Here is a 22483-nt window from a genome sequence, read left to right on the forward strand (position 1 = left end):
GCCGCGGCCCGTGGAGGCGCTGGACCGGGGTGCAGCGCTGCATTTGAGCGGCTGGACTTGACCGGCTGTCCTGGGCGGGCCGCGTCGCGCGGGGGGCGGGGGCGGTGCTTGCTAAATTGGGTGGCTCCCGTTTGGAGTTCCAGCACCACAGCGCATGGCCTCCCCCAATGATCTTGACACCCCACCGACGGCAGACCGTGGTTGGGGGCGACTGAACCCCCGCCACCGGCTGGCCTCCTGGGGCTGGGTGTGGGCGGTCTGTCTGTTGCTGGGCCAGGAGCGTGGCTGGCCCGGGCTGCCCTGGGTGGCCGTGACGCTGCAGTGTCTGGTCTATCCGCTGCTCAGCCAGGGGTGGGCCCGCCGCCAGGCCGACCCTTGGCACGCCGCACGGTGGGTCCTCACCCTCGACGCCGTCTGCCTCGCACTCTGGGTGGTTTGGCTGGGCGTGCCGCTGTGGCTGACCTATGCCCTGGCGACCGCCAGCGTGACCTCGTTCGCAGCGCTGTGGGGGCGGGCCGGGCTGGTCCGCGCCGGGCTGGCTTGGGCGGGCGGCGCGGGGTTGGCGGGGGCGCTCTGGGGCCTACACCTTCAACCCCACATGGGCCCTGCGGCCACGGCCTGCAGCATGCTCTACCTGACGGCCCAGCTGGCGTGGTGGGCCCATGTGCTGCAGCGGCGCCTGAGCCGGCTCAGCCAGGCCCGGCAACAACTGGCGCACAGCGAGCGCCAGCTGCGCCAGCAGCTCGGGGTGGTCAGCGCGCTGCAGTCTCAGTGGCAGGAGCAGGCCCACCACGACGCACTGACGGGTTTGTTCAACCGCCGCTTTTTGGACGCCACGCTGGCGCGCGAGCTGGTGCGCTGCCTGCGCATGCAGAGCCCCCTGTCCTTGATCCTGATCGACATCGACCATTTCAAACGCGTCAACGACGAGCACGGCCACGCGGCCGGCGACGAGGTCTTGCGCCGGCTGGCGTTCTTGCTGAGCAATGACGCGCGGGCCAGCGATGTGGTGTGCCGCCACGGCGGTGAAGAATTCTTGTTGATGCTGCCGCACATGCCGCTGGCGACCGCGCTGGCCCGCGCCGAGCACTACCGCGCGACGCTGGCCGCGTCGGTGATGTGGATCGGCGGCCAGCCCTTGAACTGCACCTTGTCGGCCGGGGTGGCCTGCTACCCGGCCGACGGCCAGACGGCCGAGTTGCTGGTGGCGGCCGCCGACCAGGCCCTGTACCGGGCCAAACGCAGCGGCCGCAACCAGGTGGTGGCGGCCAGCGACGAGGGCGCGGTGCAGTCGGCCCGCGCGTGACGGCGCGGCCTCAGGCCGGGTGCGCGGCGTTGGGGTTGGGCAGTTGCAGCTTGATGAGCTTCAGGCGCAGGTCCAGCTCGGGCAGCACCCGTTCGCGGAAGGCCTTGAGCGGTGCTTGCCAGCGCGCCGACTCTGCCCCAGGCGTCTGGGCGATCTGGGCCCAGGCCCAGGCCATCAGCACCAGGGCGACGGCGCGCAGGTAGTCGTCGGCCACCTGGCTCGCGAGCACGGCGTCTTGCCCACCCGCCAGGGCCAGGGTGGTGGTCAGGTAGCGCAGTTCCGCCAGGCGGCGCAGCACCTCGGCGTCGAAGTCGCGCGCCGCATCGAGCGAGCCGCGCAAGGACAGCAGCACCTGGCCCAGGGCTTCGCCCCCATCGGGCAGCACCTTGCGCAGCAGCAGGTCGATGGCCTGGATTTCATTGGTGCCCTCGTAGATCATGCTGACGCGCGCGTCGCGCACGATCTGCTCAATGCCCCACTCGCGCACATAGCCGTGGCCCCCCAGGACCTGCAGGCATTCGCTGGCGCCATAGAAGGCCTGGTGGGTCCAGGCGGCCTTGAGCACGGGGGTGACCAGGCTGCACCAGCGCTGGGCGGCGTCACGGGCCGTGGCGTCGGGGTGGTGGCGGGCCTGGTCCAGTGCCAAGCCGGTGCGGTAGGCCAGCAGGCGGCCGGCGTCGATCCAGGCGCGTTGCACGTCGAGGATGCGGCGCATCGCAGGGTGCTCGATCAGCAGGTCGGCACTGTCGCCGTCGCCCCGCGAGGCCGGGCGGGCGCCGGGGGCGCGCATCTGGCGCCGCTCGCGGGCATAGGCGTCGGCCTTTTGCCAGGCCGCGTCCAGCAGGCCAATGCCTTGCAAGGCCACATGGACGCGCGCGGCGTTCATCATGATGAACATGGCATTCAGGCCGGCCCCGGGCTGGCCCACCAGCCAGCCGGTGGCGTCCTCAAAGCGCATCACACAGGTGGGGCTGCCGTGCAGGCCCATTTTTTCTTCGATGCGATCGCAGTGGGCGCCATTGCGCGAGCCGTCGGGCAGGAACTTTGGCGCCAGGAACAGCGACAGCCCCTTGGGGCCGGCCGGTGCGCCCGGCAGCCGGGCCAGCACCAGGTGAACGATGTTGTCGCTGAGATCGTGCTCGCCGCCAGAGATGAAAATCTTGGTGCCGCTGAGGCGGTGCTCGCCGGGGAAACGGCCGCCGTCCTGGGGCACCGCCTGGGTGCGCACCAGGCCCAGGTCGCTGCCTGCGTGGGGCTCGGTCAGGCACATGGTGGCCAGCCATTCACCGCTGGCGATGCGGTTCAGGTAAGCGGCCTTCAAGTCGGCGTGGCCATGGTGCTTGAGGCATTCGTAGGCGCCATGCAGCAGGCCGGGCGCCATGGTCCAGCCGTGGTTGGCCGCGCTCAGCCATTCGTAGAGCACGCCTTCGAGCACCCAGGGCAGGCCTTGGCCACCGTCTTCTTCGGCGCAGGCCAGGGCGGGCCAGCCCGCCTGCCAGAACGCCTGGTAGGCGTCGCGGAAGCCGGGCGGGGTGGTCACCTGGCCGGCCTCCCAGCGGCAGCCGATCTCATCGCCCTGGCGCGACAGCGGCGCCACCACCTCCCCGACAAACTTGCCGGCCTCGTCGAGCACCTGGGTCATCAGGGCCTCGTCGGCCTCGGTGAGGCCGGACAGGGCCGCGAGCTGGCTTGGGGCTTGGAGCACGTTGAACAGCAAAAAGCCGTTGTCGGCGGGGCGGGGCTGGTAGGAGGACGACATGGGCGGGCAGGGCGACAGAACAACTCAACACACAAAAAGCCGGCAGGTGCCGTGGGCACCGTGCCGGCCAGGACTCAGGACTCAGGACTCGGACCTCACGACTCGGCCGAGAAGCCGATGCGCTTGACCAGGGGGCCCCAGCGCTCGAACTCGAGCTTTTGCGAGCGGCCCATTTCTTCGGGCGTGGAGCCCTGGGCGATCAGGCCCACGATGGCCAGGCTGTCGATCACGCTCTTCTCTTTGAGGGCCGCGTTGATGGCGGCATTGGCGGCCGCGACCACCGGCGCCGGTGTCTTGGCCGGGGCGTAGAAGCCAAACCATTCTTCGGTCGTCAGGTCAGCGAAGCCTTGCTCGGCGAAGGTGGCCACCTCCGGCAGGTAGGGCGAGCGCTTCTCGCCCGAGGTGGCCAGGATGCGCAGCTTGCCGGCCTTGGCGTTGGCGATGAAGTCACCGCTGGGCGTCACCATGGCGGCGATCTGGCCGCCCACCAGGTCGGTCACGCCGGGGATCGAGCCACGGTAGGGCACGTGGCGCATCTCGACGCCCGCGTTCAGGCCCAGCAGGGCCCCGATGAAGTGCGGCGTCGAGCCGGCCCCGGGCGAGCCATAGCTGGCGTCCTTGGGGTTGGCCTTGGCCCAGGCCAGGAAGTCCTTGAGGGTCTTCACGCTGGCCGGCACCAGGGGGCCCACGGCCAGGCCGTGGTGCATGACGGCTGCGATCGACACCGGCGTGAAGTCCTTCTGCTCGTAATTCATCTTGGTGTAGATGTGCGGGTAGATGGCCAGCGCCGAGAACGGCGACAGGGCCAGCACCGAGCCGTCGGCCGGCGAGGGCTTGAGCGATTCAAGCGCAATGCGGCCACCAGCGCCGGGCTTGTTCTCAACCACGCCGGCGTTCTTGGTGTAGGCGCTGCCCATCAACTTCTCGCCCACGCGGCGGGCCACGCTGTCGCCCGAGCTGCCGGCCGGGAAGCCGTAGTAGATCTTCACTTGTTCGACCAGTTGGGCGAAGGCGTTGAGCGGCAGCAGGCTGGCGCTGGAGCCCAGGGCGCCCAGGGCGGCGACGCTGCCCAGGCGCTGGACAAATTGACGGCGGTGTTGGTTCATGGTGTGTCTCCGATGTTGTTGTGTGGGTGGGGTCGGCTGGGGCGGGCTCAGCGCGGCGCCATGCGCAGCGCGCCATCGAGGCGGATCACCTCGCCATTGAGGTGGCCGTTGGTCACGATGTGGCAGGCCAGTTGGGCAAACTCTTCGGGCTTGCCCAGGCGCGACGGAAAGGGGATGGACGCGGCCAGCGAGGCCTGCACGGGCTCGGGCAGTTGCTTCATCAGCGGTGTGGCGAACAGGCCGGGGGCCACGGTGCAGACGCGGATGCCATGCTGCGCCAGGTCGCGGGCCATCGGCAGGGTCATGCCCACCAGGCCGCCCTTGGAGGCGCTGTAGGCCTGCTGGCCCACCTGGCCGTCAAAGGCCGCGACGGAGGCGGTGAACATCATCACGCCGCGCTCGCCGTCTTCCAGCGGGGCTTGCTTGGCGCATTGGGCGGCAAACAGGCGGCTGATGTTGTAAGCACCGATCAGGTTGACGGTGACCACGCGGCTGAAGTCCTCCAGCGGCGCGGCGCTGCCGTCTTTTTGCACCACGCGCTTGGCCGTGCCAATGCCCGCGATGTTCATCAGGATGCGGGCCGGGCCGTGGGCCGCCGTGGCCTGGTCCAAAGCGGCTTGCACGCTGTCGGTGTTGGTGATGTCGCAGACGCAGGCGATGGCGCGGCCTGCGCCGTACTGGGCGTTCAGGTCGGCGGCCACCTGAGCGGCCAGCGTGGCGTTGACGTCGAGCACGGCGACCTTGGCGCCGAGCCGGGCCAGTTCGCGGGCCGTGGCTTCGCCCAGGCCCGAAGCGCCGCCGGTGACCAGTGCGGCTTGTCCTTGGATGTCCATGTCAGTTTCCTTGCGGTTGGAGGGTGTTCGGCAGGGTGCCTTGGTGCAGCGCCTGCACCAGGGCGTCGCGGTGCTTGAGCACGGCACGTTGGTTGATCGAGCCCTTGTCGGTGACCTCGCCCTTGTCGATCGAGGGCGGCTCGGCCAGCAGCGCGGCGCGCGCAATGCGGTTGGCACTGCCGGTGGCATGGCTGGCCAGCTCGTTGACCACCTGCTGGAACTTGGCCAGCACCGGGGCGCTTTGCAGCACCTCGGCCCAGGGGGCATCGGCGGGCAGGCCGCTGAGGGCCCGGCAGGCCTGGGTCGGGAAGATCAGCGCGCCCACTTCCTTGAGGTTGATGCCGGTCAGCACCGCGTCCTGCACATAGGGGGCGCCGGCCGCCGTGATCTTGGCGCGCAGCGGACCCACGCTGACAAAGGTGCCCGTGGCCAGCTTGAAGTCTTCGGCAATGCGGCCGTCAAAGCGCAGGCCCTGGTGCACGTCGTTGGGGTCGATCCACTGCACGGCGTCGCCGCTGCAGAAGAAGCCTTCGCTGTCGAAGTGGGCCGCGGTTTCCTCGGGCGCACGCCAGTAGCCCGGGGTGATGTTGGGGCCGCGGTAGCGCACCTCGGTCTTGCCGTCGATGTCCACCAGCTTCAGGGTCAGGCCCGGCGTGGGCACACCCAGGTCGCCCGACTTGACTTGGGGGCCGGTCACGAAGATCGCAAACGGGCCCGATTCGGTCATGCCCAGGCCGGTGCCCATGACGATGCGTTCGCCCACTTCTGCTTCCTGCAGCTGGTGCAGGTCGTCCCACACCGACTGGGCCAGTGCGGCACCGGCGTAGAAGAACATGCGCACCCGCGACAGCAGGTTCTTGCGCAGCACGTCGTCGGTCTTCATCGCGTTGGCGATGGCCTCGAAGCCGGTGGGCACATTGAAGTACACCGTGGGGGCGATCTCGCGCAGGTTGCGCAGGGTTTCCTGCATCAGCGCGGGGGTGGGCTTGCCGTCGTCGATGTAGAGCGTGCCGCCGTTGTAGATCGTCAGGCCGACGTTGTGGTTACCACCGAAGGTGTGGTTCCAAGGCAGCCAGTCGATCAGCACCGGGGGCAGGTCGGGGTCGGCCAGCACCGGCATGGACTGGCGCATCTGCTGTTGGTTGGCGCACCACATGCGGTGCGTGTTGATGACCGCCTTGGGCAGTTTGGTCGAGCCCGAGGTGAACAGGAACTTGGTGATGGTGTCCGGTCCGGTGGCTTGCAGCGCGGCGTCTACGGCCTCGGTGTCCGCGGTGTTCAGCAGGGCCTGCCAGTCGGTGTGGGCACGGCCCTCCACCTGGCCATGGACCAGCACCACCTCGGTCTCGGGGGCCACCGCGGCGGCGATGGCGCGGCCGTAGCGGCTGCCGTCGGTGGCAAACACCAGACCCGGCGTCAGGGTGTTGAGCACATGGCGCAGCTTGTCGTAGTCCTGGCTGACGGTTGAGTAGGCCGGCGAAGCCGGGCAGTGCGGGATGCCCGCGAGCAGGCAGCCCAGTGCCAGCAGGGCGTGTTCCAGGCTGTTCTCGCTCAAGATGACCACCGGCCGTTCGGTGCTCAGGCCGCGGTTCAGCAGCGCCTGGGCAATGCGGCGCGCGGTGCTCAGCGCTTCGGCGTAGCTGACGTGGCGCCAGTCGCCGGTGCGGCCATCGGCCAGGCGCTCGCGCTGGGCCATGAAGGTGCGGCTGGGCTCGGTGCGGGCCCAGTGCAGCAGGCGGTCGGTCATGCGTTCGGCATGGCTGTCGAGCGCCTGCTCGGCCTGCAGGTAGCGGGTGCCGGCCTCACCGTCTTGCAGCGTGACGCGGGTCACGCCGAAGGTCAGCGGGCGGTAGCGCGGCGCAGCGGCGCCTGAGGGGCGGTTTGTCTCTGTCATTTTGTTCTGCTCGGGCTGTGGGTCTGGAGGAGGGCGCTGGGCACACCGGGGGGCGTTCAGTCCTTGCGCACTTTGTCGGCGCGGCCTTCGAGGAAGGCGCGCACGCGTTCCTTGGCGTCCGGGGCGCTCTGGGCGATGGCGGCCATCAGCGCCTCGGTGAAGAAGCCCTGGTCGGCCGGTTGCTCGGCGATGCGCGGCAGCGCGTGCATCAGCGCGTAGTTGGTCAGCGGGGCGTTCTCGGCCACCCGTTTGGCCAGTTCCAGGGCTTTGTCAAAAGCCGTGCCTTCGGGCACCAGGTACTGGGCCATGCCGATGCGTTCGCCGTCGGCGGCGTTGTAGACGCGGCCGGTCAGCATCATGTCGGTCATGCGGGCCGCGCCAATCAGGCGCGGGATGCGCACCGCGCCGCCGCCACCCACAAAGATGCCGCGCGAGCCTTCGGGCAGGGCGTAGAAGGTGGTTTCGTCGGCCACCCGGATGTGGCAGGCGCTGGCCAGTTCGAGGCCGCCGCCGACCACCGCGCCGTGCAGCGCGGCGATGACGGGGACCGGGCCGTGCTGCACGCGCTCCAGCGCGGCGTGCCACATGCGCGAGTGGTGCAGGCCCTGGCCGGCGTCGCGCTCTTTGAGTTCGCTGAGGTCCAGGCCGGCGCAGAAGTGCGGGCCTTCGCCGTCGATGACGGCAGCGCGCACCGTGGCGGGCAGGTTTTCGAAGGCGTCGCGGATCGCCAGGATCAGGCCGTCGCTGAGCGCATTGCGCTTGGTCGGCCGGGTCAGGCGGATCACGGCCACTTCTTGGCTGGCGCCGTGGAATTCAACTTTGAGGTCTGGATTGGAGGAGGTCTGGGTCATGATGGCGTTCCGTTGTTGAATTCATTATGGTTATGAAACATAATCAATTCAAGCGAGCCCCACTCGTTTTTTTATAAGTACTTACCCTTGCATCCGATCCACCCAATCAAGGAGACTTCATGGATTACAAGAACCTGATCGCGATTGACATCCACACCCACGCCGAAGTGAGTTGCTGGAACCCGTTTGACAGTTACGGCGAGGAGTACGACCGCGCGGCCGACAAGTACTTCGGCAGCAACCGCCGCCCGACCATCGAGGAAACGGTGGCTTACTACCGCGAGCGCAAGATCGGGCTGATCATGTTCACGGTGGACAGCGAGTCCAAGCTGGGGCGTCGCCGCATCCCCAATGAAGAGATCGCCGAGGCCGCCAAGAAGAACAGCGACATGATGATGGCCTTCGGCAGCATCGACCCGCACAAGGGCAAGATGGGCGCGCGCGAGGCCGAGAAGCTGATCACCGAGCACGGCGTGCGCGGCTTCAAGTTCCACCCCACGGTGCAGGGCTACCACCCCTACGACAAGATGGCCTGGCCGATCTACGAGGTCATCAACCACTACAAGCTGCCGGCCATCTTCCACACCGGCCACAGCGGCATTGGCAGTGGCATGCGCTGCGGTGGTGGCCTGCGCCTGGAGTACAGCAACCCGATGCACTTGGACGACGTGGCGATTGACTTCCCCGACATGCAGATCGTCATGGCCCACCCGAGCTTCCCGTGGCAGGACGAGGCCTTGTCGGTGGCCACGCACAAGCCCAACGTCTGGATCGACCTGTCGGGCTGGAGCCCCAAGTACTTCCCGAAGCAGCTGATCCAGTACGCCAACACCCTGCTCAAGGACCGCATCCTGTTCGGCAGCGATTACCCGCTGATCACCCCCGAGCGCTGGATGAAGGACTTCGAGGTCGCCGGCTTCAAGCCCGAGGTGATGCCCGGTATTCTGAAAGACAACGCCGTGCGCCTGCTGGGCCTGGACAAGACCGACCCGGCTTGAGGCAGGCCGCGCGTCAGAACGAGACGCGCACACCCACGTCCAAGCCGGTCGAGCTGTGGTTCACATTGTTGGACCCCATGACCGGTGACAGGGCGCCAGCGCCATAGGAGCTGGCGCTGATGGAGGCCCCACCCGAGTTCTGCACCCGTGCCACCGTGGTGTAGACGGCGCTGCGTTTGGACAGGTTGTAGACCGCGCCCAGCGCCAGCTTCTGGGCCTTGGCGCCGTCCAGTTTGGCGCTGCTGAACGAGGCCAGCCACTGCGTGTTGCCGAACGGCGCCTGGAGCCCCAGGCTCCAGGCCCGGGTGCTTTGCTGGTTGCCGGCTTGAACCAGGTCATTGAGGGTTTGCTTGGCCAGCACCGTCATGACCTTGACGCGGTCGAACTGGTAGGACGCGCCGAGGTTGGTGTCGGTGTATTCCCCCGCACGCGTCACCGTGCTGCCGCCCTGGGTGCCGCTGCCCGCCAGCCCATTGCTGCCCAAGGTCTGGGTCAGCGGCGCATAGCGGGTCTGGCCGTAGGCCACCGCCACGTCGAAGCGGTCCCGCTGAATGCCCAGCCGCGCCCCCGCGTAGCGCCCGTTGCCGGAGGTGTCGACACCATCTTGTTGGGCGTTGCTGCCGTGGTTGCCTGACGCCAGCATGGCCTGACCATACACACCGCTGCTCATCTTGGGCAGGAAGTAGCCCACGGCGTTCGAGGCGCGCAAGAAGGTGTTGGCCGACGCCGAGCCGGTGTAGCTGGCGATCAGTGTGCCCACCCCGTTGCCATTGAAAGGGTCGTTGTTGCCGTAGTTTTGCCAGGTGGGCGTGGTGTCACGGCCCAGGCGGAGTTCGCCGTAGTCGCTGCTGAGGCTGACGGTGGCGCGGCGGTTGAACAGGAAGCCGCCCGAGGCCACGTCATTGGTCTGGTTGTTGGTGCTGCTGCCGCTGGGGCCGCTGCCATTGGCGGGGTTGAGCCCGCCCTCGAGCCAAAAGTTGGCGGCCAGGCCGGCCCCCAGGTCCTCGGAGCCCCGCAGCCCCAGCGCGCTGCTGCTGTTGCCCGAAGGGGCCAGGCCCGTGACCCGGCCACTGCCGGTTTGCACCGTTTCGTAGGACAGGTCCAACACGCCAAAAAGATGGACCGCCGCATGGGCGGGAGCCAGACTGGCGACGCCCAGGATGGCGCCGGTGAGCAGGGGGTATTTGAATTGCATCATGGGTCCTCAGCCAGCAAAGAAAGGCGCTTCGGGGCATTCAGCCCCTGCGACGCCGGGAAGGGCATGATCGGACCTGTGCCGTGGGTGCCGAGCCGTCGCGGCCCATCCAATCTCTCGGAGGCCGGTCTGTCTCCTTGGGCGGCCAGCGTGGGGTCCCAGACCCGGGTCCGGCGGGCAGTGTTCAGGGCTGGCGCGTGTGTCGTGCCTCAGAAACTCAGCCGCAACCCGAGGTCCCAGCCGGTGCTGGGGCCGTTCACGTTGCCGGGGCCCGAGGCGGCTGGCAGCCCGCTGGAGCTGTTGGAGCTGGCCGCCATCGAGGCGCCGCCGGTGTTGCGCAAGCGGGCCCAGCTGAAGTACAGGGCGCTGCGCTGGGACAGGTCGTACACCGCACCCAGGGCCCATTTGCGGGCCTGGGCCCCGTCCAGCCGCACGGCGCTCAACGACGCCAGCAGGTGGTAGCGCCCGCTGGGCAGTTGCAGGCCGACGCCCCAGCCGCGTGTGCTTTGCTGCTGCCCGGGCTGGCCGACGTCCTGCAGGGTCTGGCGCGACAGCAGGGCGGTGAAGGTGCCGCCCTCGAACTGCTGCGTCACGCCCAGGCTGCGGTCGATGAAGGTCCCGGCCAGCACCGGGGCGCCGCCCTGGGTGCCACCACCGGCCAGCGCGTTGCTGCCCAGGGTCTGGGTCAGGGCGGCGTAGCGTGTCCGGCCCGTGGCCAAGACCCAGTCGGTGTAGGGCAGTTTGAAGCCCAGGCGCGCACCGGCGTAGCGCCCATTGCGCGAGGTGTCGACCCCGTTCTGTGTTGCTTGGCTGGCCTGGTTGCCCGAGGCGACCATGGCCTGGCCGTACCAGCCGGTGGCGGCCGCGGGCAGGAAGTAGCTCACCGCGTTGGAAGCGCGCGAGAAGGTGCTGGCCGCGGCGTCCCCGGTGTAGCCGGGCAGCATGGCGCCAACGCCATTGCCATTGAAGGGGTCCAGCGTGCCGTAGTTCTTCCAGCTCGGGGTGTCGTCGCGGCCCAGACGCAGTTCACCGGACCCGTCCTTCAGGCTGAGGGTGGTGCGCCGGTTCAGGATGAAGGGGCCCGGGGGCGTGTCCAGGGCCTGGTTGTGGCTGGCACTGCCGCTGGCCCCGCTGCCGTTGCTGGGGTCGACCGAGCCTTCGAGCCAGATCAGCACCGACAGGCCTGCCCCCAGGTTCTCGCTGCCCCGCCAGCCCAGCGAACTGCTGCTGTTGCCGGAGGGGGATAAGCCTGTGGACCGGCCACTGCGGGTCTGCACGGTCTCGCGCGACAGGTCAATGACACCAAACACCGTGACCTGGGGTGGGGGCAGGGCTTGCGCGCCCACCAGGGGGCTCAGAGCGGCCAGCGCCAGGGGGCGCAGACAAGGGGGCCAAACCAAAGGAAAGTCTCCTAGCGTCAGTCAGGGGCGGGGGGGATGAAGGGCTGCGGGCCTGATCGGGCGTGCCGCGTGGGGCATGATTTCAGCGCGTGGGGGCTCGCGCCATCGGACGGCGCCGGCTTCGGTACCGGCGGTTGGGTTGGTGCCCCCAGGGGCGGGCACCGGGCCGCTGTGTGGCGCCCCACCGCGGCCAGGGCCGCCACGTGCGTGTCCAACGGGACGGAGCGCGGCGGAGCGGGATGGTGGGGATGCGGCGGGCGGCGGGACGCCGGGGCCCGGCGGCGACGGCCTCACTGTCCAGATCGGGCGTTGGCGCCTGCGGGTCGCTGCCAGACCGGCCTCGGCCCGTGCTTTGTTATATGTCGTCATACAACATGAGGGGCGCTTATCATCGGGCCATGCCCAAGTCGTTCAATGCCCCGTCCCCGGCCCCGTCACAAGCCCCCGCTGTGGAGGTCGGCAGCCCCGCGGCTGCGTGGCCGGGGCGGCGCCGAACACGGGGTCTGGCGCACGACCTGGTGGACGACTTCAGTGGCCGCATCCAGGCCCAGCTGTTGCGACCCGGCGACAAGTTGCCCACCGAGTCCGAGCTGATGAAGGCCTTTGGGGTCAGCCGCACCGTGGTGCGCGAGGCCCTGTCGCGTTTGCAGGCGGCGGGCCTGGTGGAGACCCGGCACGGCATTGGCACCTTTGTGCTGGAGGCGCGCAGCACCGGCATGTTCCGCATCGACCCGTCCGACATGGCGACTTCGGTGGAGGTGCTGGCGGTGCTGGAGTTGCGCGTCAGCCTGGAGACCGAATCCGCTGGTCTGGCCGCGGTGCGCCGCACCGAAGCGCAGCTGCAGGCCATGCGCGAGGCCTTGAATGACTTTGCGGCCAATGTGGGCGAGGGGGGCGACACCGTGTCGCCCGATTTCCGCTTTCACCTCGAGATCGCCCAGGCCACCGGCAACCGCTACTTTGGCGACATCATGAGCCACCTGGGCACCACCATCATCCCGCGCACGCGCATTTCCTCGGCCATGCGCATGGCGCCCGAGTTGCGGGCCCAGTACCTGCAAAAAGTGAACCGCGAGCACGAGGAGATCTTCGAGGCCATTGCCCGCCAGGACGCTGACTCGGCCCGGGCCGCCATGCGCATCCACCTGACCAACAGCCGCGAGCGCCTGCGCCGCGCGCAGGCCCTGGCCCAGGCCGCCTCCGAGGCGGCCGCCGCGCCCGAGGGCATCCCCCGCCCCGCCGCGTCGGACTGACGCTTTTCGCGGCCACGGACAGGGCCATCCAGCAACAGGCTGGATTTTTTTGAAATTTGGTTGTACGATGACTGACGACATAAGACAGCGTTCGTTTTCAGCAGGGCATGGAGGCACCCCCTTCCCCGCGGCGGACGCACCAACAGGAGACCTTCATGAGCTTGACTAGACGCCTGGGCCTGATCGCTGCCGCGACCTGGCTCGCCGCCTCGGGGGCGGCGCTGGCCGCCGATCAATGGCCCAGCCGCCCACTGCGCATCGTGGTGCCTTACCCGCCGGGGGGCTCGTCGGACATCATCGCGCGGGCCATCAGCCAGCCCCTGTCCGAAGCCCTCAAGCAACCGGTGGTGGTCGAAAACCGCGCCGGTGCCAACGGCAACCTGGGCGCCGAACTGGTGGCCCGTGGCGCCGCCGATGGCTACACCCTGCTGCTGTGCGACGTGGGCGCCCTGGCCATCAGCCCCTCGGTCTACACCAAGCTGGCGTTCGACCCGTCCAAGGACCTGCGGGGCGTGACCATGCTGGCCTACTCGCCGCACTTGCTGGTGGTGCACCCCTCGGTGCCGGCCAACAACTTTGCAGAACTGGTGGCGCTGTCCAAGAAAAGCGACCTGAACTTCGCCATCCCGGCCACGGGCAGTGCGGCGCACCTGGCCGCGGTGGCGGTGCAGGCGGCCACGGGCGCGCGCTGGCAGTACGTGCCCTACAAGGGCGGCGTGCAGGCGATCGGCGACACCGTGGCCGGCCAGACCCAGGTGCTCATGAACGGCATGCTGGCTACGCTGCCGCAGGTGCAGGCCGGCAAGCTCAAGCTGCTGGCGGTGTCCAAGGGCGCGCGCATGCCGCTGGTGGGCCAGGTGCCCACGCTGGCCGAACAAGGCGTGACGGGCTTCGAGTCCGGCACCTGGCAAGGCGTGCGCATGGCCCGCGGCACCCCCGACGCGGTGGTGGCGCGCCTGAACACCGAGCTGATCCGCATCATCCGCAGCCCCGAGATCCGCTCCCGCCTGGCGGGGCAGGGCGCCGAGGTGGTGACCATGACCCCGGCCGAGGAAGAGCGCTTCTTCAACCAGGAGCGCAGCCGCTGGGCCAAGGTGGTGCAAGCCGCCAACGTCAAGCTGGACTGAGGCCCGCCCCGCTGGCAAGCCGCCGATTTTTGATTTCCTTTTTATCCATCGCAACCCTCTGAAGAGCATCCTCATGACGCCTCAAGAACTCAAGACCATCATGGGCTCCGGCCTGCTGTCCTTCCCGCTGACCGACTTCGACGCCGAAGGCAACTTCAACCAGAAGGGCTACATCGAGCGCCTCGAATGGCTGGCCCCTTACGGCGCCAGCGCGTTGTTCGCCGCGGGCGGCACGGGCGAGTTCTTCTCGCTGACCGCCGACGAATACCCCGGCATCATCCAAACCGCGGTCGACACCTGCCGCGGCGTGGTGCCCATCATCGCTGGCGCCGGTGGCCCGACCCGCTTTGCCATCCAGTGCGCCCAGGCCGCTGAGAAGGCTGGCGCCCACGGCGTGCTGCTGTTGCCCCACTACCTGACCGAAGCCGGCCAGGAAGGCCTGATCGCGCACGTCGAAGCGGTCTGCAAGAGCGTCAAGTTTGGCGTCATCGTCTACAACCGAGGCCAGTCCAAGTTGACCCCAGCCTCGCTGCAGATCCTGGCCGACCGTTGCCCCAACCTGGTGGGCTTCAAGGACGGCATCGGCGACATCGAACTCATGATGTCCATCTACCAGACCCTGGGCGACCGCTTCGCCTACCTGGGCGGCCTGCCCACGGCCGAAGTCTATGCCGCGGCCTACAAGGCGCTGGGCACCCCGGTGTACTCGTCGGCGGTGTTCAACTTCATCCCGAAGACCGCGATGCAGTTCTACGAAGCCGTGCGCACCGACGACCACGCCACCCAGCACCGCCTGCTGAAGGACTTCTTCCTGCCTTACCTCGAACTGCGCAACCGCGGCCAGGGCTATGCGGTGAGCATCGTCAAGGCCGGTGCCAAGCTGGTGGGCCACGACGCCGGGCCGGTGCGCACCCCGCTGACCGACCTCAAGGCCAACGAAATGGAAGCGCTCGACGCGCTGATCCGCCAACTGGGCTCGCAAGCCCTCTGAGGCGAGCGCCGCCAGCACCCCCTTCACTGACAGGAGACGATCCCGATGCACCTCCGTCGCCGTTGGGCCCTTCTTGGCCTGTGGGGGGCCGTGTGGCTGGCCCCCTTCACCTGGGGGGCTCAGACCCCTGCCGATGAGCAAGCCGTGGTCCAGGCCGTCGAGCAGCTGCGGGTGCTGATGGTGGACCCCGAGCGCCGCCAGCTCGAGGCCCTGCTCAGTGAATCGCTGAGCTACGGGCACTCGGGTGGCCGCCTGGACACGCGCGACAGCTTGGTCGGCGACCTGCTGAGTGCCCGTTCGGACTTCACGCACATTGCCTTGAGTGAGCAGACCGTGCGCCTGTCCGGTGATGTCGCCGTGGTGCGGCACCGCTTCGTCGGCGGTACCTTGAGCGGCGGCCAGCCCGGCCAAGTGGACCTGAAGGTTCTGCAGGTCTGGCAAAAGCAGGGCGGTGTCTGGAAGCTGCTGGCCCGCCAGGCCCTGCGCGTGCCGGGCTGATTCCCCGGTCGCTGGTGTTGTGGCGCCAGCGCCCCTTACTTCAAACCGAGACAAAAACTGCCATGACCATTTTTTCCAAGCTGAGCCGCCGTGCCTGGATGGGCGCCGCCTTGGCCTGCCTCAGCGTGCCCGCCTGGGCCGCGTTCCCCGACAAGACCATCACCGTGGTGGTGCCCTTCCCGCCGGGGGGCTCGACCGACATGGTGGCCCGTTTGCTGGCCACCAAGATGGGCGAAAAGCTCGGCCAGAGCGTCATCGTCGACAACAAGGCGGGTGCCACCGGCAGCATCGGGGCGACCTTTGTCAAGCGCGCCCCGGCCGATGGCTACACCTTGCTGGTGGCGTCGCTGGGCCCCTATGTCATCGTGCCGCACCTGATCAAGGGCGTGGCCTATGACGCCACGCGCGACTTCGACTACCTGACCGTGGCGGCCCAGTCGCCCAATGTGCTGGTGGTGCCCGCGAACTCGCCGTTCAAGACCGTGGCCGACCTGATTGCGGCGTTGCGCAAGACGCCCGAGCGCATCACCTTCGCCTCCTCGGGCAATGGCTCGTCGGACCACCTGAGCGCGGTGCTGTTCTGGCAGCAGACCAACACCAGCGGGCTGCATGTGCCCTACAAGGGCGGTGGCCCGGCCATCACCGACTTGCTGGGGGGCAATGTCGATGCGTCGTTCCAGAACATCAACAACGTGATCTCCCACATCAAGGCCGACAAGCTGCGTGTGCTGGCCGTGGCCGGCGAGAAGCGCGTTGCGCTGCTGCCGCAAACCCCGACCCTGGCCGAGAGCGGCGTCAAGGACGCCGAGGTGTATTCCTGGCAAGGCGTGGCGGCCCCCAAGGGCCTGCCCGCGGACGTCAAGAAGCGCCTGCACGAGGCCTTGGTGTTTGCCTTGGCCGACCCGCAGGTCAAGTCCCGGTTGACCGAGATCGGTTTCGACATCGTGGCCAACACGCCCGAGCAGTTCACGGCCTTCCAGGCGCGCGAGTTCGCGCGTTGGAAGAAGGTGATCGAAGAGCGCAAGATCACCGCGGATTGAGTTTGTCCCTGACCCCAAGCCGGCCTGTGCCGGCTTCTCCATTTTCTGATCTGAAAGCATTGACATGAACCAACACCTGAACCTCATCCATGGCGAATGGGTGGCCGGCCACACCCTGGCCCCCAACCTGAACCCGTCCAACCTGGCCGACGTGATCGGCGAGTACACCCAGGGCGATGCGGCCCAGGTGGACCAAGCCGTGGCGGCTGCCACGGCAGCCTTTCCGGCCTGGTCCACGGGCAGCGTGCAGGCGCGCTCCGAGGCCCTGGACAAGATCGGCACCGAGATCCTCGCGCGCCGCGAAGAACTGGGCACCCTGCTGTCGCGCGAGGAGGGCAAGACCCGCGCGGAAGGCATTGGCGAGGCCACCCGCGCGGGCCAGATCTTCAAGTTCTTTGCTGGCGAATGCCTGCGCCTGAGCGGCGAGACCTTGCCGTCGGTGCGCCCCGGCATCGGCGTGGACATCACGCGCGAGCCGATCGGCGTGGTGGGCCTGATCACGCCGTGGAACTTCCCCATCGCCATCCCGGCCTGGAAGATCGCGCCGGCCCTGGCCTTCGGCAATTGTGTGGTGCTCAAGCCTGCCGACCTGGTGCCGGGCAGCGCCTGGGCGCTGGCCGAGATCATCAGCCGCAGCGGCATCCCCGCGGGGGTGTTCAACCTGGTCATGGGCCGGGGCAGTGTGATTGGCGACGCCCTGGTCAAGCACCCGGGCATCCACGCCATCAGCTTCACCGGTTCGGTGGGCGTGGGACGCCGCATTGCCGAGACCTGCGTGCAAAGCGGCAAGAAGGTGCAGCTGGAGATGGGCGGCAAGAACCCACAGGTCATCCTGGACGACGCCGACCTGAAGCAGGCGGTCGAACTCAGCGTGCAGAGCGCCTACTTCTCGACCGGCCAGCGCTGCACCGCCAGCAGCCGCCTGATCGTCACCGAAGGCATTTACGAGCAGTTCATCGCCGGCGTCACGGCGCGCCTGGCCAGCCTGAAGGTTGGTGACGCGCTGACTGCGGGCACCGACATCGGCCCAGTGGTGTCGCAGGCCCAGCTGGAGCAAGACCTGAGCTATGTCGAGATCGCCAAGTCGCAAGGCGCCACCGTCGCCGCTGGCGGCCAACGCGTGGCCTGCCACACCGGCAGCGGCCATGACGGCTTCTTCATGGCCCCGGCCTTGATCACCGACACCACGCCCGAGCAGCGCATCAACCGCGAAGAAGTGTTTGGTCCCGTGGCCAGCGTGATCCGGGTGAAGCACTACGAAGAAGCCCTGGCCGTGGCCAACGACACCGAGTTCGGTCTGTCGGCAGGCATCGCCACCACCAGCCTGAAGTACGCCACCCACTTCAAGCGCCACGCCCAAGCCGGCATGGTGATGGTCAACCTGCCCACCGCCGGGGTGGACTACCACGTCCCGTTCGGGGGCCGCAAGGGCTCCAGCTACGGCCCGCGCGAGCAGGGCCGCTATGCGCAGGAGTTCTACACCACGGTGAAGACGGCCTACACCCTGGCCTGACGCGGCAGGGCGCGGTCGCTGGGGCGCCGAGTGGCCCCACCGACCGCGCAACGGCGGCGCTGCAAGCCCTTCAAGGAGACAAAACAATGACCCCCAACGCATCCCATTCCAACCTGCCCGCTGCGCCGCAGCGGCGCCGCCTGGCCGCTGTCTGCGCCCTGGGCCTGAGCCTTGGCCTGGGCCTTTTGCCAGCGCTGGCCAGTGCCCAGGGCGCCGCCAGCTACCCCGAGCGCCCGGTCACCCTGGTGGTGCCCTTTCCGCCCGGTGGGGGCACCGACACCGGGGCCCGCCTGATCGCCCAGCGCCTGGGGCAGAAATGGGGCAAGTCGGTGATCGTCGAGAACAAGGCCGGGGCGGCGGGTGTGATCGGTGCTGACTTCGTGGCCAAGGCCAAGGCCGACGGCTACACGCTGCTGTTTGGCAACATCGGCACCCAGGCCATCAACCCTTCGCTGTACAAGAACCTGCCCTATGCCCCCGACACAGCGTTCGCGCCCATCACGCTGGTGGCCGAGTTGCCGCTGGTGATGTTGGTCAACGCCCAGGTGCCCGCCAAGACGGTGGAGGAGTTCATTGCGCTGGCCAAGGCCAAGCCCGATGGCATGAGCTACAGCACCTCGGGCGCGGGCAGTTCCATGCACCTGGCGGCCGAAATGTTCAAGAGCGGCACCGGCACCTCGGTGCTGCATGTGCCTTACCGCGGGGGCGGCCCGGCCGTGGCCGACCTGATCGCGGGTCATGTGCAGCTGAGCTTCGCCACCGTGCTCGAATCCAGCGGCCACCTCAAGGCCGGCAAGGTGCGCGCCCTGGCCGTCACCGGCAAGACCCGGGTGCCGGCCTTGCCCCATGTGCCCACGCTCGCGGAGAGCGCTGTGCCTGACTTCAACTCCATCTCTTGGATTGGTCTGCTGGCCCCTGCGGGCACGCCCAAGGACGTGGTGGAGAAGATTGCCGTTGACGTGCGCCAGGTGCTGGCCAGCGACGAGGTCAAGGCGCGCCTGGCCGAGTTGGGCGCGCTGCCGGTGGGCAACTCCCCGGACGCCTTCGCCAAGCTGATGGCCAATGACCGCAAGCGCTACGCGCAGATCATTGCCGACAAAAACATCCAGGTGGATTGAGCCCCGCCAGCGCTTTGGCGCTGGGGCACCGACCCTGTTGAGCTGACTTTCATACCGAGGTTTTTTTCATGTCTTCTTCCGCTGTTCGCCTGTTGCAGATCGGTCGCCAGATGCCTGCTCTGGAGCAGGCCCTGGCCGCCCGTTACCAGGTGCATTGCCTGGCCGATGAGGCCGATCCGCAGGCCTTTTTGGCCGCCCATGGGGCCGAGTTCCAGGCCCTGGTCACCTCGGCCGCCATCGGGGTCGAGCACGCCGTGGTGCAGGCGCTGCCGAACCTGAAGGTGATCTCCAGTTTCGGCGTGGGCCTGGACAAGATCGACGTCGCAGCCGCCCGCGCCCAGGGCGTGGCCGTGGGCTACACCCCCGAGGTGCTGACCGACTGCGTGGCCGACCTGGCGTTTGGCCTGTTGATCGACGCCGCGCGCGGCCTCAGCGCGGCCGACCGCTTTGTGCGCCGCGGCGACTGGGAGCGCAGCAAGTTCCCCATGAGCACCCGGGTCAGCGGCAAAAAGCTGGGCATCTTTGGCCTGGGGCGCATTGGCCGGGCCATCGCGCGCCGGGCTTCGGGCTTTGACATGGCGGTGCACTACACCAACCGCCAACCGGCTGAAGGCGTGTCCTACGGCTTCGAGCCGTCCTTGCTGGAGCTGGCCCGCTGGAGCGACTTCCTGGTCATCGCGGCGGCTGGCGGCCAGAGCACCCACCACCTGGTCAATGCCGAGGTGCTGAGCGCGCTGGGGGCCCAGGGCTTCCTCGTCAACGTGGCGCGCGGCAGCGTGATCGACGAGGCCGCCCTGGTGCAGGCCCTCAGCCACCGCACCATCGCAGGCGCAGGCCTGGATGTGTTCGAGGACGAGCCGCATGTCCCGGCCGCGCTGCGCGCGCTGGACAACGTGGTGCTGCTGCCCCATGTGGCCAGTGGCACCCACGAGACCCGCCAGGCCATGGCCGACCGGGTGCTGGACAACCTGGCCCGCTTCTTTGCCGACGGCACGCTGGTGTCGGCGGCCTGAAACCCTTCGGCCGGTGCGCCCCCGCAGGGCGCGCTTGCCCGCAACCCGGCAGGCTGGTAAGGTTTCAAGGCGTATCAGTGCGGGCCGGGCGCCCGTGATCCTCCAGGAGCAACGACCATGGCCATCAGCGACTTTGAACAGATCCACAATTTCTATGAACGACTGGTGTTCGAAGAAGTCAGCCACCGGGCCGATGCCCACCCCGACTTCACGCACGACATGCTGGCCGATGTGGCTTGTGTGGCCTTGAACCGCCTGCCGGCGCGCTATGTGCGCCACGACGTCGACCTGATGTTCTACCTGACCGAGAAAGAGCGCCACAGCATCGAAAAGGCCATGGACGAGGCCCTGTCCTTTGGCTTCCGCTTTGTGGCCGAGCGGGCGGCCAAACGCCAGGCCGCCGGCTGACCAGGGGGCCGCAGCGGGTGCCGCTGTGCGGGCCGCTGGCGGCACGCGGGGAGCGACCCGGCGCGCGGGCCGGGGTGGCCCGGGGTGTGGCCCAGCGCTGACACATTCGGTCCAATTTCTCTTTTTTGAGCCCTTCGGTGGGGTGATGGGCAGGCGTCGGGCGTGGCCTTCCTTATCATTTGGCAGCTTCAACAACCAAGGGTTTTCCCGTGTCTGATTGCCTTGCGCGCCGACAGGCGCTCGCTTCTTTGGGCTGGGGCGCGCTGGCGCTCGGTGCGCCGGGGGTGGTTCGCGCCCAGGCGCCGGCCTTGCGGTTTTCCGGGGCCTACGGCGATGCCGTGTTCCACACCCAGAACCTGCGCCAGTTCGCGCGCCGCGCCAGCGAGTTGCTGGGGCGCCCCATCGAGGTGTCGGTCAACGCCCAGCTCAAGCCGATGGCCGAGGTGCTGCCGGCCCTGTCGGGCGGTGAGATCGCTTTTGGCGAGGTGCTGATGTCGTCGTACGGCGGCAAGTACCCCTTGCTGGCGCTGGATTCGCTGCCGTTCATCGTGCGCGGTTTTGAAGACGCGGGCCACATGTGGGAAGCCTCGCGCCAGGCGGTCAGCGACGACCTGCTGAGCCGGGGCGTGCGCCTGCTGTACGCCGTGCCCTGGCCCGGTCAGGGCCTGTACAGCCGCAGCCCCGTGACCTTGCTGAGCGACCTCAAGGGCCTGCGCTTTCGCGTCTACAACGACGCCACCAAACGCCTGGCCGAACTCTCCGGCGCGGTGCCGACCACCATCGCCGCCAATGAACTGTCCAAGGCCCTGGAGTCCGGGCAGGTGGACGCCATGATGACCTCCAGCACCACCGGGGTGGACAGCCAGGCCTGGCGCGTCATGAAGTACTTTGTCGACCTGCGCGCCTGGATCCCGAAGAACATGGTCTGCGTCAGCGACAAGGTCTGGCAAGGCTTCAGCCCCAGCCAGCAAAAGGAGCTGCTCGAGGCGGCCCGCCAGGCCGAGCAGCAGGGCTGGCAGATGGCCCGTGACGCCGACGAGGCGGCCAAGAAGGTCTTGACCGAGCAAAAGGTGCGCATCGTGGCACCGACCGCCGAACTGCGCCGCACCCTCGACCAGCTCGGCGAGCGCTTTGGCCGTGAGTGGGCGCAAAAGGCCGGCATCCCCGGCACCCAGGCCCTGCTGGGGTATTACGCGCGCCGCGGCTGAGTCGGCGCCGGGGGCTGGTGCGCCTTCACCAGGCACTCATAAAAACACTGCGCGGCCCGCCCCGGTTGCGGTGAACGCCGCAGCAGGCTGACGAACTGGCAGCTGTACTGCAGGCGTTCGGGCGCCAGCGCCTGCATCAGGCCGCGGCGCTCGAAGGCCTCGGCATAGTGGTCGGGCAAAAAGCCCAGGTAGCGGCCCGACAGGATCAGCGTGGCGATGGCTTCTTGGTCGAAGCCGGTGGCGCTGCGTGTCAGCTGCGCCTGGTGGCTCAGCGCCATGTTGGGCGAGTGGTAGCCCAGGCCGGCAAATGGCCATTGGCGCAGCGCGTCCCAGTCCAGTTCCGCGTGCGCTTGGCCAAACAAGGGGTGGCGCTGGCCGCAGTACAGCTGCATGGTTTCGCCAAACAGATCCGCGTAGAGCAGGCTGGGCGAGTTGCGGTGCGCCGGGATCACGCCCACCTGCCAGCGCCCGTCGATGATGCCGCGCTCGATCGTGTTGATCGAGGCCACGTGCAGCACCAGCTTGACCTCGGGCGCCTGCTCGGCAAACAAGGCGATCGCTTCGTGGATGCGCGCGCGCGGGTTGCTGGCGGTCTTGTCAAACAGGGCCAGCTCCAGTTGGCCGCCCATGCGCTGGTGGATGTCGTCCACGCTGGCGCGAAAGCCGTCCACCGCGGACAGCAGGCGCAGGGTCTCTTCGTACACGCGCTGGCCTTCGCCGGTCAGTGCAAAGCCGGCCCGGCCGCGCCGGCACAGCACCAGGCCCAGGCGGGTTTCCAGGTCCTTGACGTGGCGGCTCACGGTGGAGCTGCCGATGTTCAGCTCCAGTTCGGCGGCGGACATGCCGCCGCACTCCACCACGGTCTTGAAGACCTGCAGCAGGCGCATGTCCATGTCACTGAGCTGACCCAGGATGGCGCGGTTTTTGGCGGGGCGGGCGGGTGGGGGTGTTACTTGCATAAAGTGCGAAGTA

General features: G+C 68.4%; 20 protein-coding genes. 12 read left to right on the forward strand and 8 right to left on the reverse strand.

Annotation, left to right across the window (positions count from 1 at the left end; translation table 11 throughout):
- Positions 1-154: 154 nt before the first annotated feature.
- Positions 155-1306, forward strand: a complete 1152-nt coding sequence (locus PSQ40_RS08460; protein ID WP_273950569.1) for a sensor domain-containing diguanylate cyclase — start codon at positions 155-157, stop codon at positions 1304-1306.
- A 10-nt stretch (positions 1307-1316) separates the two neighbouring features.
- Here the strand turns inward: PSQ40_RS08460 and PSQ40_RS08465 are convergent, their stop codons facing one another.
- The 5 genes from PSQ40_RS08465 to PSQ40_RS08485 form a co-directional block, all read right to left on the reverse strand.
- Positions 1317-3065 (reverse strand): acyl-CoA dehydrogenase family protein, encoded by a 1749-nt coding sequence (locus tag PSQ40_RS08465; protein ID WP_273950571.1) that lies wholly within the window; start codon positions 3063-3065, stop codon positions 1317-1319.
- 95 nt (positions 3066-3160) lie between these two features.
- Complete coding sequence (locus tag PSQ40_RS08470) at positions 3161-4171, reverse strand: Bug family tripartite tricarboxylate transporter substrate binding protein (RefSeq protein WP_273950574.1); 1011 nt, start codon at positions 4169-4171, stop codon at positions 3161-3163.
- 47 nt (positions 4172-4218) lie between these two features.
- On the reverse strand, positions 4219-5004 hold the full coding sequence (locus PSQ40_RS08475; protein WP_273950576.1) for an SDR family NAD(P)-dependent oxidoreductase: 786 nt from the start codon (positions 5002-5004) through the stop codon (positions 4219-4221).
- 1 nt (position 5005) lies between these two features.
- Positions 5006-6898, reverse strand: coding sequence for a feruloyl-CoA synthase (locus tag PSQ40_RS08480; RefSeq protein WP_273950578.1), 1893 nt, complete (start codon positions 6896-6898; stop codon positions 5006-5008).
- A 56-nt stretch (positions 6899-6954) separates the two neighbouring features.
- Complete coding sequence (locus PSQ40_RS08485) at positions 6955-7749, reverse strand: crotonase/enoyl-CoA hydratase family protein (protein ID WP_273950580.1); 795 nt, start codon at positions 7747-7749, stop codon at positions 6955-6957.
- A 119-nt stretch (positions 7750-7868) separates the two neighbouring features.
- Between PSQ40_RS08485 and PSQ40_RS08490 the strand changes: the two genes are divergently transcribed.
- Complete coding sequence (locus tag PSQ40_RS08490; RefSeq protein WP_273950582.1) at positions 7869-8747, forward strand: amidohydrolase family protein; 879 nt, start codon at positions 7869-7871, stop codon at positions 8745-8747.
- 13 nt (positions 8748-8760) lie between these two features.
- Here PSQ40_RS08490 and PSQ40_RS08495 read toward each other — a convergent pair whose 3' ends face one another.
- Both PSQ40_RS08495 and PSQ40_RS08500 read right to left on the reverse strand, forming a co-directional pair.
- Positions 8761-9942 carry a porin gene (locus PSQ40_RS08495; protein WP_273950584.1) on the reverse strand — a complete coding sequence of 394 codons (1182 nt, stop codon included), beginning with the start codon at positions 9940-9942 and terminating at the stop codon, positions 8761-8763.
- Positions 9943-10151: 209 nt separating this feature from the next.
- The gene (locus tag PSQ40_RS08500; protein ID WP_273950586.1) at positions 10152-11342 is read right to left on the reverse strand and encodes a porin; all 1191 of its coding nucleotides are present in this window, start codon (positions 11340-11342) and stop codon (positions 10152-10154) included.
- A 398-nt stretch (positions 11343-11740) separates the two neighbouring features.
- On the opposite strand from PSQ40_RS08500, the gene PSQ40_RS08505 reads away from it, so the two are divergent.
- The 10 genes from PSQ40_RS08505 (at position 11741) to PSQ40_RS08550 (ending at position 21511) form a co-directional block, all read left to right on the forward strand.
- Positions 11741-12595 carry a FadR/GntR family transcriptional regulator gene (locus tag PSQ40_RS08505; protein ID WP_273950587.1) on the forward strand — a complete coding sequence of 285 codons (855 nt, stop codon included), beginning with the start codon at positions 11741-11743 and terminating at the stop codon, positions 12593-12595.
- Positions 12596-12750: 155 nt separating this feature from the next.
- Positions 12751-13722: a Bug family tripartite tricarboxylate transporter substrate binding protein gene (locus PSQ40_RS08510; RefSeq protein ID WP_273950589.1), complete on the forward strand. Its 972-nt coding sequence runs from the start codon at positions 12751-12753 to the stop codon at positions 13720-13722.
- A gap of 73 nt (positions 13723-13795) precedes the next feature.
- On the forward strand, positions 13796-14713 hold the full coding sequence (gene kdgD / locus PSQ40_RS08515; protein ID WP_273950591.1) for a 5-dehydro-4-deoxyglucarate dehydratase: 918 nt from the start codon (positions 13796-13798) through the stop codon (positions 14711-14713).
- Between the two features lie 45 nt (positions 14714-14758).
- Positions 14759-15211 carry a nuclear transport factor 2 family protein gene (locus PSQ40_RS08520; protein WP_273950593.1) on the forward strand — a complete coding sequence of 151 codons (453 nt, stop codon included), beginning with the start codon at positions 14759-14761 and terminating at the stop codon, positions 15209-15211.
- Positions 15212-15273: 62 nt separating this feature from the next.
- The gene (locus PSQ40_RS08525; protein ID WP_409338564.1) at positions 15274-16251 is read left to right on the forward strand and encodes a Bug family tripartite tricarboxylate transporter substrate binding protein; all 978 of its coding nucleotides are present in this window, start codon (positions 15274-15276) and stop codon (positions 16249-16251) included.
- Positions 16252-16315: 64 nt separating this feature from the next.
- Positions 16316-17764 (forward strand): aldehyde dehydrogenase family protein, encoded by a 1449-nt coding sequence (locus PSQ40_RS08530; protein ID WP_273950595.1) that lies wholly within the window; start codon positions 16316-16318, stop codon positions 17762-17764.
- An 86-nt stretch (positions 17765-17850) separates the two neighbouring features.
- The gene (locus PSQ40_RS08535; protein ID WP_273950598.1) at positions 17851-18882 is read left to right on the forward strand and encodes a Bug family tripartite tricarboxylate transporter substrate binding protein; all 1032 of its coding nucleotides are present in this window, start codon (positions 17851-17853) and stop codon (positions 18880-18882) included.
- A 68-nt stretch (positions 18883-18950) separates the two neighbouring features.
- Entirely contained in the window at positions 18951-19895 is a 945-nt protein-coding gene (locus PSQ40_RS08540) for a 2-hydroxyacid dehydrogenase (RefSeq protein WP_273950600.1), read from the forward strand.
- Positions 19896-20012: 117 nt separating this feature from the next.
- Positions 20013-20303 carry a late competence development ComFB family protein gene (locus PSQ40_RS08545; RefSeq protein WP_273950602.1) on the forward strand — a complete coding sequence of 97 codons (291 nt, stop codon included), beginning with the start codon at positions 20013-20015 and terminating at the stop codon, positions 20301-20303.
- A gap of 209 nt (positions 20304-20512) precedes the next feature.
- On the forward strand, positions 20513-21511 hold the full coding sequence (locus tag PSQ40_RS08550) for a TRAP transporter substrate-binding protein (RefSeq protein ID WP_273950604.1): 999 nt from the start codon (positions 20513-20515) through the stop codon (positions 21509-21511).
- Here PSQ40_RS08550 and PSQ40_RS08555 read toward each other — a convergent pair.
- Positions 21493-22470, reverse strand: a complete 978-nt coding sequence (locus PSQ40_RS08555; protein ID WP_273950605.1) for a LysR family transcriptional regulator — start codon at positions 22468-22470, stop codon at positions 21493-21495. The two genes, PSQ40_RS08550 and PSQ40_RS08555, sit on opposite strands and share 19 nt — an antisense overlap.
- Positions 22471-22483: the final 13 nt, after the last annotated feature.

This window comes from Curvibacter cyanobacteriorum (assembly GCF_028649475.1).
In the GTDB taxonomy this organism is placed as follows: Bacteria; Pseudomonadota; Gammaproteobacteria; order Burkholderiales; family Burkholderiaceae_C; genus Curvibacter; species Curvibacter cyanobacteriorum.

Excerpts from the sequence above, each read along its gene's own strand:
- PSQ40_RS08520 (WP_273950593.1), top strand. The coding sequence starts at position 14,759 with ATGCACCTCCGTCGCCGTTGGGCCCTTCTTGGCCTGTGGGGGGCCGTG.
- PSQ40_RS08530 (WP_273950595.1), top strand. The coding sequence starts at position 16,316 with ATGAACCAACACCTGAACCTCATCCATGGCGAATGGGTGGCCGGCCAC.
- PSQ40_RS08545 (WP_273950602.1), top strand. The coding sequence starts at position 20,013 with ATGGCCATCAGCGACTTTGAACAGATCCACAATTTCTATGAACGACTG.
- PSQ40_RS08490 (WP_273950582.1), top strand. The coding sequence starts at position 7,869 with ATGGATTACAAGAACCTGATCGCGATTGACATCCACACCCACGCCGAA.
- PSQ40_RS08470 (WP_273950574.1), bottom strand. The coding sequence starts at position 4,171 with ATGAACCAACACCGCCGTCAATTTGTCCAGCGCCTGGGCAGCGTCGCC.
- PSQ40_RS08525 (WP_409338564.1), top strand. The coding sequence starts at position 15,274 with ATGACCATTTTTTCCAAGCTGAGCCGCCGTGCCTGGATGGGCGCCGCC.
- PSQ40_RS08465 (WP_273950571.1), bottom strand. The coding sequence starts at position 3,065 with ATGTCGTCCTCCTACCAGCCCCGCCCCGCCGACAACGGCTTTTTGCTG.
- PSQ40_RS08495 (WP_273950584.1), bottom strand. The coding sequence starts at position 9,942 with ATGCAATTCAAATACCCCCTGCTCACCGGCGCCATCCTGGGCGTCGCC.
- PSQ40_RS08460 (WP_273950569.1), top strand. The coding sequence starts at position 155 with ATGGCCTCCCCCAATGATCTTGACACCCCACCGACGGCAGACCGTGGT.
- PSQ40_RS08555 (WP_273950605.1), bottom strand. The coding sequence starts at position 22,470 with ATGCAAGTAACACCCCCACCCGCCCGCCCCGCCAAAAACCGCGCCATC.
- PSQ40_RS08480 (WP_273950578.1), bottom strand. The coding sequence starts at position 6,898 with ATGACAGAGACAAACCGCCCCTCAGGCGCCGCTGCGCCGCGCTACCGC.
- PSQ40_RS08535 (WP_273950598.1), top strand. The coding sequence starts at position 17,851 with ATGACCCCCAACGCATCCCATTCCAACCTGCCCGCTGCGCCGCAGCGG.
- PSQ40_RS08510 (WP_273950589.1), top strand. The coding sequence starts at position 12,751 with ATGAGCTTGACTAGACGCCTGGGCCTGATCGCTGCCGCGACCTGGCTC.
- PSQ40_RS08475 (WP_273950576.1), bottom strand. The coding sequence starts at position 5,004 with ATGGACATCCAAGGACAAGCCGCACTGGTCACCGGCGGCGCTTCGGGC.
- PSQ40_RS08485 (WP_273950580.1), bottom strand. The coding sequence starts at position 7,749 with ATGACCCAGACCTCCTCCAATCCAGACCTCAAAGTTGAATTCCACGGC.
- kdgD (WP_273950591.1), top strand. The coding sequence starts at position 13,796 with ATGACGCCTCAAGAACTCAAGACCATCATGGGCTCCGGCCTGCTGTCC.
- PSQ40_RS08540 (WP_273950600.1), top strand. The coding sequence starts at position 18,951 with ATGTCTTCTTCCGCTGTTCGCCTGTTGCAGATCGGTCGCCAGATGCCT.
- PSQ40_RS08505 (WP_273950587.1), top strand. The coding sequence starts at position 11,741 with ATGCCCAAGTCGTTCAATGCCCCGTCCCCGGCCCCGTCACAAGCCCCC.